The 14,422-nt window shown below is 44.6% G+C and carries 6 protein-coding genes; 3 read left to right on the top strand and 3 right to left on the bottom strand.

Annotated elements, in window-relative coordinates; translation table 11 throughout:
* Nucleotides 1–561: 561 nt before the first annotated feature.
* From KUV50_RS01160 to KUV50_RS01150, 3 genes are all read right to left on the bottom strand, one after another.
* On the bottom strand, nucleotides 562–2,829 hold the full coding sequence (locus tag KUV50_RS01160; protein ID WP_222578245.1) for a hypothetical protein: 2,268 nt from the start codon (nucleotides 2,827–2,829) through the stop codon (nucleotides 562–564).
* Between the two features lie 229 nt (nucleotides 2,830–3,058).
* Complete coding sequence (locus KUV50_RS01155; protein WP_222578244.1) at nucleotides 3,059–7,996, bottom strand: BspA family leucine-rich repeat surface protein; 4,938 nt, start codon at nucleotides 7,994–7,996, stop codon at nucleotides 3,059–3,061.
* Nucleotides 7,997–8,505: 509 nt separating this feature from the next.
* Nucleotides 8,506–10,779 (bottom strand): hypothetical protein, encoded by a 2,274-nt coding sequence (locus tag KUV50_RS01150; RefSeq protein ID WP_222578243.1) that lies wholly within the window; start codon nucleotides 10,777–10,779, stop codon nucleotides 8,506–8,508.
* A gap of 338 nt (nucleotides 10,780–11,117) precedes the next feature.
* Between KUV50_RS01150 and KUV50_RS01145 the strand changes: the two genes are divergently transcribed.
* The 3 genes from KUV50_RS01145 to KUV50_RS01135 are packed head-to-tail and all read left to right on the top strand — an operon-like array spanning nucleotide 11,118 to nucleotide 14,352.
* On the top strand, nucleotides 11,118–12,203 hold the full coding sequence (locus tag KUV50_RS01145) for a glycosyltransferase (protein WP_222578242.1): 1,086 nt from the start codon (nucleotides 11,118–11,120) through the stop codon (nucleotides 12,201–12,203).
* The gene (gene rsmG / locus KUV50_RS01140; protein ID WP_222578241.1) at nucleotides 12,194–12,829 is read left to right on the top strand and encodes a 16S rRNA (guanine(527)-N(7))-methyltransferase RsmG; all 636 of its coding nucleotides are present in this window, start codon (nucleotides 12,194–12,196) and stop codon (nucleotides 12,827–12,829) included. Before KUV50_RS01145 ends, rsmG begins: the two co-directional genes overlap by 10 nt.
* Nucleotides 12,826–14,352, top strand: a complete 1,527-nt coding sequence (locus KUV50_RS01135; protein ID WP_222578240.1) for a mechanosensitive ion channel family protein — start codon at nucleotides 12,826–12,828, stop codon at nucleotides 14,350–14,352. Before rsmG ends, KUV50_RS01135 begins: the two co-directional genes overlap by 4 nt.
* Nucleotides 14,353–14,422 lie beyond the last annotated feature (70 nt).

The raw sequence follows: 14,422 nt of genomic DNA, 5'->3' as shown, positions 1-14,422 counted from the left end.
CTCGAAAGGAATGATCAGCTCTTTAATAGGCACATACAGTTATCCCCGGCTTAAAGGCACGCGGCTCTTCAACCGCAAAACTGACTTTTGGGGTAAGCTCATAGATTGATTTTGTACAGTTTAGCAGACTGACCGGACCTATCGACCTTTAGAATGGAATGCGAGAATGAGGCGCCTAATAGTATATCTTCATGGACCAACATTTGCAGGATCTCTTATATAGGACTCTTGCACTAAAGCGTCAGCGAGAAAACAGATTTAACAGATCTTCCTCCTTCGCTTTGCAAGCTGCTACGGACAAGCGAAGATCAATCAAATCTTAGTTTTTAATCATTATTTATTCCCCGAAACAGCTACTCAATATCACTGTGCACTACATCCGTTTATTGTTTGGCAACTGCATGCGCCTGGAGGCCGGCCCCATTTGTGATTTGAACGCTTCATTAAAAATTCAAAACTAAAAATTAAAAATTCGGTATTCTCCCCCCTAAACCTTCGTTGAACGGGCTTCACAATCTGCTTTCCCACGAATCAACCCTCAGGCTTATGAATTCCTCAACCTTATTTCATCTCTCTCACAAGCTCTTCCAGCTTATCCTGGTTTTCGAGGCCCAGCTTTTTACGGATGCGGTGATTGGTCACATAAATGCTTTGGGGTGATACCCCCTGGGCGGTAGCCATCTCCCGGTTCGTCAACCCCAGCTTTAGCAGGCAGAGGAGTCGTAGTTCTGCTGGTGTAAGATCAGGGTAGGATGTTCTAAGCGTACTTAAAATCCCCGGATACACTTTCTGAAAATTTTTCTTGAATGAAACCCAGTCCGCACGGGTGAGGATCGTGGAGCTCTTAAGTTCCTGGAGGGCGGGCGGATCAATACGACCCTTAAATTCCTGCTGGAATTGATGGATCATCTTGTCGTTCTCCCTGATTTTCCGGGCCTGGTCGGTCAACCGGGAACGGGCGTTTTCGAGGGATTCTTGTGCATTCTTTAATTCAAGCTCATGAAGCTCCTGTTTCCGTTTAATATTTTTGTTCCGATACCAAAAAAACATAGACGTTCCGATAAAAAATAAAAAAATGATCACCACTACAAAGTCTCTTTGCTGCCTGAATTGTTGGCTCTTCATTTGATTTATATGCAGTTTGGCGCTGCTTTCCTGGTGGAATCGGAGTAGCTTGAGTTCCTGAATTTTATCGTTATATTCTTGTAGGACTTGTTCAGTAGAGTCGATATAGTCAGCCACCTTATCTTTTTGCCCCATTGCGGCGTACCACTTGGAAAGGATAGGAAATAGGAGTCTCAACCGGACCGTTTGGCGGGTTTTATAGATATACTTCCGGGCCTGATCGATCAGACGTTTAGCCTCTTCCAAGTCATTCTGCTTAAGCCGAATATCGGCCAACGGCATGAGGGAACCCGCAGCCAACCCCCAGTCTGGTAATGATATTGCATTGTAAATATCCCGCTGCAACAGCGGAATGGCTTTCTGGTATTCCCCACGGAAGTAATGATTATGCCCCAGGTTTCCTGATGCAATCCCCGCCCATACTTCTACAGGATAGGATACCGTATCTTTCAAAATTTTTGTAAAATAATAATCAGAAGTGTCGAGATGGTTTAGTTTTTGATAGCAAAGGCCTAAATTGTTTATAGCGTGCAACACATGGCTCGCATTGTATCCATTTTTGGGTAAGGCCGCCGCATTACGAAAATACCGGATGGCTTCGTTATAATCTTTGAAAAAGTAATGCGCTTTGCCAATGGACAAATAGCACCCGGCCATATCTGGAAATTCCTCCGGTGATAAATGATCGAGCATCTGTTCCATTGTCTCACAGTTCTGGATTATTTTGTTGTACTCCCGAAGCTCCAAAAAATATTTATACGATATGAATTTCAAGGCTCGTGCCGCCATGTGGAACATTTGCTCCCGACCAGCTTGACCAGCTAAAGTCTCCATCAAAGCAATCCGCTGGGGCAACGAAGCTGACCCATTCTTCAATTGCCAGTAGCATTTTAACAGTTTCACTTCCCATATCATCTCACGGTCTTTGGAATCATGACTTATGTCCGTGAGTTCATCAAGTATTCCATGAGCTTCCACAGAGTCTGAGATGGATTTAATACTCTGGTACAAAATATCCGTTTCCACAGCCCGTTTGGAGTAGGGCTTGTTCATCAATTTTTGAAATTGTTCCACCGGGTTCCTCTTGGTAAGCACATGGACCAATGACGCCCCTTCTTCAGTCGAAATATTATTGCGTTCGACCCGGACATCAATCAGTTGAACAAGACAATAATCCAGGGTGGCTTTGACAGACCCAGGGTCAATGTTCTCCAAACCTTCCACTGAAGCAAGAGAGGCATTTCTCCATACATCGATAGATCCGTCAATGGATTGGAGGTTTCGCAATCCTTCCAGGGAAGTTAAGGATGAATTATTAATAATCCACAGATTTCCACCCACCGAAATGAGACTTTTCAATCCATCCACATCTTCCAGTGGCTCATTGTGAAATATGTTGAGGTAGCCGCCGATGGACTGAAGATTCTCCAGGCCATCCAATGAGTGCAGTTCTGGATTGTTAAGAATATTGAGGCTGCCACCAATATGCCTGACTTGCTTCAGGGGAGTCAGATCAGTAATATCGGTCTTGCCATAAGGAATGCCAATCACAACGTCCCCATCGATACGGCGGCAATGGGAGTTTTCAAGACCGAAATCATTAACCTGCTTTTGACTTGATAGGATAAGCTCAACTTCCGGGCATTGCGCCAGAACTTCGGAATAATGTAAACATACAACAAGTATGATAAAAATAATTCGCAAAACACATCAATTACTGAATGAAGCCACGATTAAAACTCAGCTACATAAATAGACATTTATTATAAAAATCAGATTTTTAATTACTGACAACACAGACTTAAATATACAAAATCCACAATAAATAAAAAACACTTGCATAATTATTTACCAAGGACTTTTTGGTTGTTATTGATTATAAACAAAAAAAATTGACGGTAGGGGACTTTAGCCTTGCATTCAAGGCCACACCCTACTCTGTAAACAATAGTACAGCCTTGGTTTCTGAATAGACCTGCTCTTTCTCTACCCGGATAAAATACATCCCATCCTTTTGACTCGTCAAATCAATCTCCATTCCATGTTCTATCGTTCCCGTTTTCACACTTTGTCCCAGCCGGTTGAATATGGTAAAGTCATACGTTCCTGTTTCCGGCAACATCACTTTAATCCACCCGGCTGAGGGGTTGGGGTACACTTTAAAATCAAGGCCTCGTGCGGTGATAGATTGATCGGAAGCAGATTGTTCTAAGACAATGGGCTGATCTTCAGAGATCGTATCCCGGACCAGCAGAATGGTGCCAATGTCCAGCGTGGAATCCCCGGAAAGAGTGAGGGTATCGCTCCATCCGTCAGCATGAATCAATGAATCCGGATGTACTGCCGCATATCCATCGGGCAGATCCATTTTGAGGCGGTATGATCCAGACAGAATAGGCGTAAAAAACACGGATCCATACTGGCCTTGCCATCTTCCGGACTGCCTGGCATCTATGGCAACAGATGTTCCGGAATCATCAATGTGATACAGGGTGACCGGTACGCCAAGGGTACCCGTCGTTTCCAGGAACCGGCCATCAATCAAATCCTTTTCTTTCACAATATGAACCGTTATGGAATTAAGATCAGCTCGTGGCGCAGGACGCAAGTAGATCATTTGATCCCGGAAACTTTTATTACCCACTTCATCTTCCGCCATCCACCGACGGACAAAGGCCAATGTATCACCTGAACCGTAATCGAGGACAGGTGCAGTCGTTACCGTATCCCACACCACATACCTGCAAATGTCTATAATCCTGACATCTTCCGCCACAGACGGAAGGTCTTCCGGCCCATTGACCATGGTGTCTTGTGGAAAGTTTCGGAAAACAGGGGGTTCCAGGTCATACAATGCTACGTAGTATTGGAAGGTTTCTCTATGGCCGCATTGATCGCTCACTTCATAGGCGTAGAGAAGGACTTTCCACAGTCCGGCAGGGCGTTCATCTTTAGGAGGCAATGGCTGGGAATAAATAGTACTACGGAGAGAACTCCGATTCTGATGAGGCCCGAGTTCCAGGTCCTCTTTCGTAATAGCCGGGGGCAGGCATTGAGCGAGATGTAACGTGTCACCATTCTGTATACCCGATGTATGAGCAATGCTAAGATCCGGCAACACTTCCACTTCAATGGAACAGGTGGCCGCACCTGCCGCGTTTGAAGCCCGGTAGGTCAGCGTTGTGATCCCGGTGGGAAAGACGGATCCGGAGGTGAGTCCGGTATTGTCTGTCCGTACTACAGATAAAGAACCCCAGGTGCTGCTGGCTTCCGGCAGATCAAAGGTCACAATGGCATCACAACTTTCAATGACTTTATCGGGGCACGTCATGACCGGAATACTCATGACCACGAGATGGAGAATATCTTCGTCTGCAATACTATACTCAGCCAGTGTCCTGCCGGGTTCTAAGATTTGGTTATTAAAGGTAAGTCTTTGTTGATCGGGTGGAACGCCGATCTGATCCTGGATCCTCATTTTCAACTGCTGGATGGCATCGGTGCTCCCCGCCTGAATGGTCAGAGTATCCCCTTGTTCGGTGGTTATGTAAACCCTCATGGCTGTGCAGTTAGTGTTTTCTAAGGCATCCCCGCTAATACTCCAGCCGTGGTCATCGATCAGGGATTGACGTTCGTCCACGGCAGCGCAATAGGTGAGGCCATTGGCACCGAGGGTTATATTTGATTGCACAGCTTGTGCAGACCACCCTGTAAGGGTGTTGTCGTAGTTGGCAGTGGACAAACCGGAGAAGGAAAGCAAATCCGTCATATCAGTGACATTGGAAACATTCCAGTCACCTATGTTTTGATCGAATTTGCTGGCATTAAGAAACATCCTCGGCATATCGGTGACATTCAAGACATTCCAGTCTCCAATATACTGATTAAATTCGGAAGCAGATCGAAACATAGCTACCATATTGGTCACGTTGGAAACATTCCAACTACCAAGATCTTGATTGAATTTGAAGGCATTATAAAACATCCGATCCATATAAATAACATTGGACACATCCCAGTTTCCGATATCCTGATTGAAACTTTCAGCATGACTGAACATCCATTGCATGTTAGTGACATTGGATGTGTTCCAGTTGCTGATATTACCGTTGAACTTAGTCGCATTATCGAACATAAAACTGGTTTCCCAAACGTTGATTAGGTCCCAGTCATTGAGATCGGAATTAAAATTGGTACATCCCGAAAACATGCTGAACAGCGTGCTGTTGGGACCAAATACCGGGGCGTCGGTATCGGATTCCGTGGTTAGGTTGGAACAACCCTGAAAAGCCTTATTCATCCCTTGCCAGACCTGCGTGCCCCATTGTTCGATGGTTCGCAGCTTTTCGTCGTTGGAGTCATTGCTGGTCGGGCTGCCAAATTGGATCGCTGGAAAATTTCCGGTAATGGAGACGGTATAGGTACCTGCAGTGGCATAGGTATGGCTGGCATCTCCGGTATGACCAGAAGTCGTGTTCCCATCGCCCCAGTCTACGGTATAGTTGTATCCGCTCACATCCGGATTTACCGGAATCAGGATGCTGCCTCCATTATTGACCTGCCAGGTCGTGATGAAAGCGTCTTCAGGGGCAGCAGTGCAGGCCGGGCTTTCTACGGCATCCCCGCTTATGATCCAGCCGTGGTCATCGATCAGGGATTGTCGTTCGTCCACGGCACCACAATAGGTAAGACCATCAGCATTGAGAGAGACGTTTGATTGCACATTCTGTGTGGCCCATCCGATCAAGGTATTGTCATAATTACTGGTCGAAAGATTGGCTAAACTCAACATTGTTCCCATATCAGTAACGTTGGTGATGTCCCATGCTCCGATATCCTGATTAAAACTACGTGCTTTGTAGAACATTAAGTTCATATGGGTGACATTGGAAACCGACCAATTACTAATGTCCTGGTTAAACAATGATGCTAATGCGAACATATGTGACATGTTGGTTACGCTAGAGACGTCCCAAGATCCGATATTCTGATTGAATTCACTAGCATAAGCAAACATATCAAACATGTAGGTGACCTTGGAAACATTCCAGTCACCAATGATTTGATCAAATTTTTTGGCATTATAAAACATCGATTGCATGTTGGTGACATTGGATGTGTTCCAGTTGCTGATAGCACCGTTAAACGCTGTCGCATTCGCAAACATAAAACTGGTTTCCCAAACGTTGATTAGGTCCCAGTCATTGAGATCGGAATTAAAATTGGTACATCCCGAAAACATGCTGAACAGCGTGCTGTTGGGAGCAAATACCGGGGCGTCGGTATCGGATTCCGTGGTTAGGTTGGAACAACAATGAAAAGCCTTATCCATGCCTTGCCAGACCTGCGTGCCCCATTGTTCGATGGTTCGCAGCTTTTCGTCGTTGGAGTCATTGCTGGTCGGGCTGCCAAATTGGATCGCCGGAAAATTTCCGGTAATGGAGACGGTATAGGTACCTGCAGTGGCATAGGTGTGGCTGGCATCTTCGGTATGACCGGATGTCGTTGTTCCATCGCCCCAGTCTACGGTATAGTTGTACCCGCTTACATACGGATTTACAGGAATCAGGATGCTGCCTCCATTATTGACCTGCCAGGTTGTGATGAAGGCGTCTAAATCGGGAGGGGTGCAGGTCGGGCTTTCTACGGCATCCCCGCTTATGGTCCAGCCGTGGTCATCGATCAGGGATTGACGTTCGTCCACAGCAGCGCAATACTTGAGGTTTTGGGCACCAAGAGTTACATTGGGTTCTACAGTTTGGGCAGCCCACCCCGTAAGGGTGTTATCGTAGTGGGCAGTGGACAGGCCGGAATTTCCCAACATCGATGTCATATTAGTAACCTTGGAAACATTCCATTCCCCTATATCCTGGTCAAAATTGGTAGCGCTATAGAACATGAATTCCATGTTGGTGACATTTGCAACAGTCCAGCTTCCTATATCGCCATTAAATTCGGAAGCTCCATCAAACATGTTTGCCATTTGCGTTACCATGGATACATTCCAGCCTCCAATGTCCTGATTGAATTGCTCAGCATGTTGAAACATAAAGCTCATATTCTCAACCTTGGATACAGTCCAGCTTCCGAGATCCTGATTAAATTGAGAGGCGAAAGCAAACATACCACTCATATTCTTGACATTGAAAACCTTCCAATCACCAATATCCTGATTGAAACTGGAGGCAAATTTGAACATCCAATCCATATAAATTACCTTGGATACATCCCAGTTTCCGATATATTGATTAAAACTGGATGCTCCACGAAACATCGATTGCATGCTGGTCACATTTTTAACATCCCAGTTGCTGATAGCACCGTTAAAAGCTGCTGCACTCTCAAACATATATTTGGTTTCTATGACGTTGGATAAGTCCCAGTCATTGAGATCGGAATTAAAATTGGAACATCTCAAAAACATGCTGAACAGCGTGCTGTTGGGAGCAAATACCGGGGCGTCGGTATCGGATTCCGTGGTTAGGTTGGAACAACCATGAAAAGCCTTATCCATTCCTTGCCAGACCTGCGTGCCCCATTGTTCGATGGTTCGCAGCTTTTCGTCGTTGGAGTCATTGCTGGTCGGGCTGCCAAATTGGATCGCCGGAAAATTTCCGGTAATGGAGACGGTATAGGTACCTGCAGTGGCATAGGTATGGCTGGCATCTCCGGTATGACCGGATGTCGTGTTCCCATCGCCCCAGTCTACGGTAAAGTTGTACCCGCTTACATACGGATTTACAGGAATCAGGATGCTGCCTCCATTATTGACCTGCCAGGTTGTGATGAAGGCATCAGGATTTTGTGCAGGAAGAACAACTGTAAAAAGAGTCAGAAAAATCGTGAATGTAAAATTGCTGATCGTTTTCATGGGTTTTTAGGTTGATAAACTGGTTCGAAAATGCATATGTTTATTAATAAAATTCCGATCGTTGATTCCCTGTCCAATGCTCTGATTTGCCATCCATAGTAACACCATATGAGTACAAGGACAATGAACAGGAACAGAATAATCAGTATCCAAGGCGGAATATTCTTGTGATTGTGATAATCCATATGCAAAAATGGTTGGAAGGAAAGTCAATCAAGAAAAAGATGGGTTACAAAAGAGTTACAGGTGCGTTACAAAAACGTTGCAAAAGTGAAAACGAGGAACCCTAAGGGCAAAAGACAAACTGATAATCAATGCATTATCAATTTTTACAGAGAAGATTTACTACGGATACACCCGGGCTATATTAATCTGGATGAAGTTTAAGGGGGGCTGTGTGAACATATGATATTATGTTCCAGGAACACTAATCTAATTAAAGATCTTCAGACCTAAAAACAAGTTAACAAGCGACATTTCAAGAAGCGGTCGGTTTAATTTTGACGAACTTATTCAATTTCATTTATCAATGCCTCCAGGGCTTTCTGATCATCAAGATCAAGTTTTTTACGTATCCGGTAAGTGGTCACTCTTATGCTCTGGGGAGAGACCCCCTGAGCCGCAGCCATTTCCCGATTAGTCAGCTTGAGCTTCAACAGGCAGAGGTATCGGGTTTCCGACGGGGTGAGATCGGGGTGCCGGGTCTTCAGGGTGCTCAAAAAGTCCGGATAGGCTTCCTGAAAGTTTTTCTTAAATAGGATCCAGTCTTCGCTGGTCAGGATAGTCGCATTCTTGAGTTCACGGAGTGCTGCCGAATGATCATGTTCGGTGAATTCCTGCTGAAATTGTTGGATCACTTTATTATTATCCCGAATCTTCTGAGCCTGGTCGACCAACCGCAAACGCGCGTTTTCAAGTGATTCCTTTGCATTTTTGAGAGCCAGTTCTCGAATTTCTTGTTTTCGTCGAAAATTATTGGTCCGATACCACATAAAAATGGATACAAAAACCACCAGTAATAGGACGATGACACTGATGAGATTCCGTTGTTGATAAAGTCGTTGTCGTTCGACTTCGTACAATTGAAGCTGATTGGCGTTAAGTTCCTGCCGGGCTCGCAGAAGTTTAAGTGCATTAAATTTGTCATTGTAATCCTGAGTGGCCAGTTGTGCAGAATCGACATATTCTGCTGCAAGCGTTTTGTGTCCCATAGCAGCATGCCACTTGCTGATGACGGGGAATAGAAGCCGCAATCGGTCGGTCTGATTAGAACGATGAATATAATCCCGTGCCTGATTGATAAGTGAGTCCGCTATTTGTAGATTATTTTGTTTGAGTCGTATGTCTGCCAGCGGAATGAGCGAACCGGTGGCCAGGCCCCAGTCCCACCTTGAAATGGCAGTAAGGATATCCCGTTGCAGCAAAGGGATGGCTTGTTGATATTCACCCCGAAGGTAATGATTGTATCCCAGATTACCTGATGCAATCCCTTTCCATACTTCGACCGGGTAAGACGTGGTATCATTTAATATACCTTTGAAGTAATGATCGGAGGAATCGGGTTGGTTGAGTTTTTGGTAGCACAGCCCCAGGTTGTTTATGGAATGCATGACAAAAGTGGTGTTCAGGAGTGTTTTTGGCAAATCAGCCGCTTTGCGAAAATAATGAATGGCTTGATGATAATCTCTGAATCGATAGTGTGTCCGCCCTATGATCATGTAACACTGTGCCAAATCCGGAAATTCTTCAGGGGATAAATCAGCTATGATTTGTTCTAATGAATGGTAAGTTTTAAATAGCTTCTCATAATTCTGATAGTCCATAATGAATGTAAAAGCAATAAACTTTAGTGCACGTGCTTCCATGATTGGTTTTCTTTCCCGCCGGAATTGATCAGCCAATGCCTGCATCTGAGCAATTCGCGATGTAAATGAACCTGATCCGTTCTTGAGCTGGTAGTTGGTCTTTAATAGTTCCAATTCCCATTCCATATTCCCGTCTTTGCTGTTCCGGGCGATCGATTCCAGTTGACCGAATATCCGATAGGCCTCTACCGAATCCGTCATGTTTTCCATGTGCTTATACAGCAAGTTGGCTTCCACTGCCCGCTGAGAATAGGTTTTGTGTGCCATGTTTTGAAAGCGCTTTACCGGATTGATGGTGGCCAGATTGGGCGTGATATTTGAAAATTCTCCATCCTGGAGATTGTCATTGCCCCAGATTCGGATATCCGTAATCTGTACGATCATAAAGTCCAGCGTGGTCTTGATCGTGCCGGGGTCTATATTCTCTAATCCCTCGAGAGAAGTTAAGGAAGTGTTGTCCGATATATCAATGGATCCGTTTAGGGAATGGAGACTTTGCAACCCTTTAAGGGACACCAACGATGTATTCTTAATGACCCAAAGAGAGCCTGCGATGGAAGAGAGGCTTTGCAATCCATCCAGATTTGTCAACCGCTGGTTGTTGTATACATTGAAGTAACCTCCGGCCGAAGTCAGGCTGTCCAGGCCGTCCAAAGAAGTCAACTCCGGGTTGTTGAGAATATTGAAGTGTCCGCCAATGTTCCTGATGCGTCGCAACGGGGTCAAATCGTGAATATCTGTACGGCCATACGGTACCCCTATGACAACATTCCCGCTGATTTCATTACAATTTGGATAAGTATCGGCAAATACATTAATTTGTTTTTGTGTCGAAAAGGTTATATCGCCCTCCGGACATTGCGCTGAAGCAAAAGAATTATACAGGATTATAGTGAGTAGGATAAAAATATATCGCAAAATAATTCATTTCATGATTGAGACCACCCCCGTTTTATCGAATAAACAATTGGCGTTTGTAAATCGTAAGAGGTGAAATAAAACAATCAAAAATAAGATATATAAAATATATCCATCAATAAACTGAAACAATATTCATCACATGCCCGGTTAATCCATCTAAAAGACCCTATAGTAAAAGGCCCCGTTATTATGATATATCTCTCAAAACCACATCGGTGGCTACCGGTCTCAGATTTACCAATCATCCCGCTTAAGTGTACGACGGGACACCCCTTCCTCTTTAGTTTTCGCGGACAAGGTCCACTCTCTTAAATCTTTTTCCGTTCTTTACGGGTATGAATTTTATCATCATTCTGGTTGTGATTTGCCTGCTGATACAGGTCCTATACTGGAACGTGATCTTCCGTCGCGCCGCAAACGATATTCAACCCGACTCCACAACGACTCAAGAAACACCTTTTCTATCGGTGGTGATTTGTTTTCATAAAACATGGGATGAGACGCCAAAGGTATTGGATGGTCTGAAACAACAGATGTATCCAAATTTTGAGGTTATTCTGGTGAATGACGGACCGGTACCGGTGGACCCAGCAATCATGGAGCACCCTATCCACAGCAAAAACCACATTCGGTATGTAGAGCATGTGAAGACATTACCCGGAAAAAAAGGCGCCCTGGCCACCGGGATCAAAGCTGCTACAGGGGATTGGGTAATCCTCACAGATATCGACTGTCGTCCCGGCCCGGCCTGGCTAAAAACAATGGCAGCCCATATCCCCGAACAGCCAGCCATAGTACTGGGTTTCTCTCCGTACACCCGTGCGCCCGGGATTCTGAATTTTATCATTCAACAGGAAACCCTGCTTACTGCCTTCCAATATCTGGGTTGGGCTCGTGCTGGACATGCTTACATGGGTGTGGGACGCAATATGGCTTACCACAAATCCATTTATACCGACGTCACCTTTGCGTCTCACCAGCACATCCCCACCGGCGATGACGACCTCTTCGTAAATGAAGCAGCCCAACGACACCCGGTTTATATCTGCCATGATCGGAACAGCTTTGTGTACTCCGCTCCACCTGCTCACTGGAAGTCCTGGTACCGTCAAAAAACACGTCACAAAAGCGGTGGGAAGCACTACTCATGGGCATCGAAACTTCGACTAGCCCTATTTTTACTGGCCATGATCGTAGAAAAAATTCTATTAGTCTATCTTTTATTTGTGCGGATTGATCTATTTTTAATATTTGTGGGACTGAAAACAGTAGCCACCTTTGGGTCGATGCGCAAACTTTATAAAAAACTTGACACCCCATCCGATTTTTGGAAAATGTACCTGTACGAATGGGCACACGTTTTGTATCTGATATGGGTAGCCCCTTATATTTTTATCATAACCAAGCAACAATGGGATTAGAAGTTATCACAAAATATTTCGCAGATTTCACGGACGAGCAAATGGAGCAATTTGCTAAAATGGAAAATTTGTACAAAGACTGGAACAGTAAAATCAATGTCATTTCCCGCAAAGACATCGACAATCTGTACACCCGGCATGTGCTTCATTCTTTGTCCATCGCAGCCTTTACAACTTTCACCAATGGAAGTCGGATCCTGGATCTGGGCACAGGCGGTGGATTTCCAGGGATCCCTATGGCCATTTTCTACCCGGATGTCGACTTTCACCTCATCGATGGAACCCGAAAAAAAATCATGGTGGTCCAAGAGGTCGCAGATGCATTGGGACTTCAGAATGTTTATGCCAGGCAAGCGCGGGCCGAAGAGACCAAAGATAAATACGACTTTGTATTATCACGCGCCGTCGCTCCGTTGGACCAACTGGTAGAATGGAGTCGTCCATTGGTTTCCAAAAAAGAAAGAAATGCGGTTCCCAATGGACTCATCACACTAAAAGGCGGAGCTGTAGACAAAGAAATCAAATCACTGCCCAAGGGCACCTATACAGAGAAAGAATCGATCAATCAATATTTTAATGAAGAAGAGTTCGATGAAAAATTCCTAATTTACGTCCCACTGTCATGATCAACAAGTTGTTTGATATAGAAATCCACATCACGGAAGCCTATGCCATCCCAGTCGCCCGAATGGTTTTAGCCATTCTCGTGGCCATTCTCTTGTATTTCATGTACCGGTTTGTCCGACGGACTGGAGCAAAGTTACTCCGAGTGGACAAAGGAGATATGTATGAGAAGAAACTCGGTATCATTCTGAAGTACTTTTGGATATTCAGCAGTCTTTTTATTATCGTTTATGGCCTGGAACTCCACGAATTTTCCATTTTAAGTTGGGCTGTTACAGAATTCGACCTCACCTGGGACATTACGAAAGAGGGATTTCGGGTATTTAAAGTTGGTTCTATTATTCTAGGTTTGATCATTATCCAAATGGCCCGGCTTCTCGACCTATTGTTAACCCGGCTTTTGGAGAACAATATTAAAGCCAGGAAAAAAAACAGGATTGGAGGACGCCGACAGATCACGGAAGAGGAGGTAAAACGCAAGACCAATCTGACGATCCAATACACGGTTTATGGTGTAGCTATCATGCTTTTATTGAATATTTTCAATCTGGATACCACCATTATACCCGATTCCGGGACCGAAGACAAACCGGGTTTCTCGTTAAACCTCAGCGATCTTGTACAGATCATGGTCATTATCCTGCTGGCGAGATTGGTCATTTCTGTACTGATCAATATATTCCTTCGCGGCGTTTACCGGAACAAAGCCGTCGATCCGGGTCGGCAGTATTCCTTTAATCAACTCTTATCTTATTTCATATATATCGTGGCCGTCTTGTTTGCCTTTCGAAGTCTGGGGTATAATATGACGATCATCTTTGGTGGATTTGCAGCCCTTTTGGTCGGGATTGGAATCGGGCTGCAGCAGACTTTCAATGATTTTTTCAGCGGTATTATCCTTCTTTTTGAACGGTCTGTGGAGGTTGGAAACATACTCGAAGTCGAAGATGAAGAATATGGGGAAGTTGAAAAAATAGGCCTCAGAACTTCTATACTAAGAGATCGGGACAACATCATGAAAATCATCCCCAACTCTGTGATCGTCAACGGAACCATCACCAATCTGTCCCATATGGACAATAAGTCCCGGTTTCACATTGAACTGGGTGTCGCTTATGATACGGATTTAAAATTGCTGGAAAAGTTGATGTTTGAAGTGGTTTCTCAACATGAAGATGTTCTCCCCTATCCGCAGCCTCAGGTGCTGTTCAATTCCATCTCTGCATCCACATTCAATATCAGATTGTACTTTTGGACCACGCGCATCATGAGCATTCGGTCTATGAAATCGGAGATCCGGTGGGAACTGATCAATTTGTGCAGGATCAATGATATCGAAGTGGCCTATGAGCAGTTTGATATCCGGTTTCGGAATAAAATCATGGCCGACACAAATGATCAAAAAGGAATTCAGATTACCCCCATCAGCCCCGACCGGGATTTTTCTCATTTGAAGCAGGAAACGGAAGATAAAAATGAGGAAGAGAATGAAGACGAAAAAGAAAATGATGATCAACGGGTGTAAGGCAAATTCTAGCTGGAAACTCACGGCGTAATTACGGTGTTAAAAGTTATTTTACGAAGAAAAGGCCATG

This window comes from Membranihabitans marinus (assembly GCF_019802045.1).
Taxonomy (GTDB): Bacteria; Bacteroidota; Bacteroidia; order Chitinophagales; family Saprospiraceae; genus Membranihabitans; species Membranihabitans marinus_A.
This window is presented reverse-complemented; position numbering and strand designations above follow the sequence as displayed.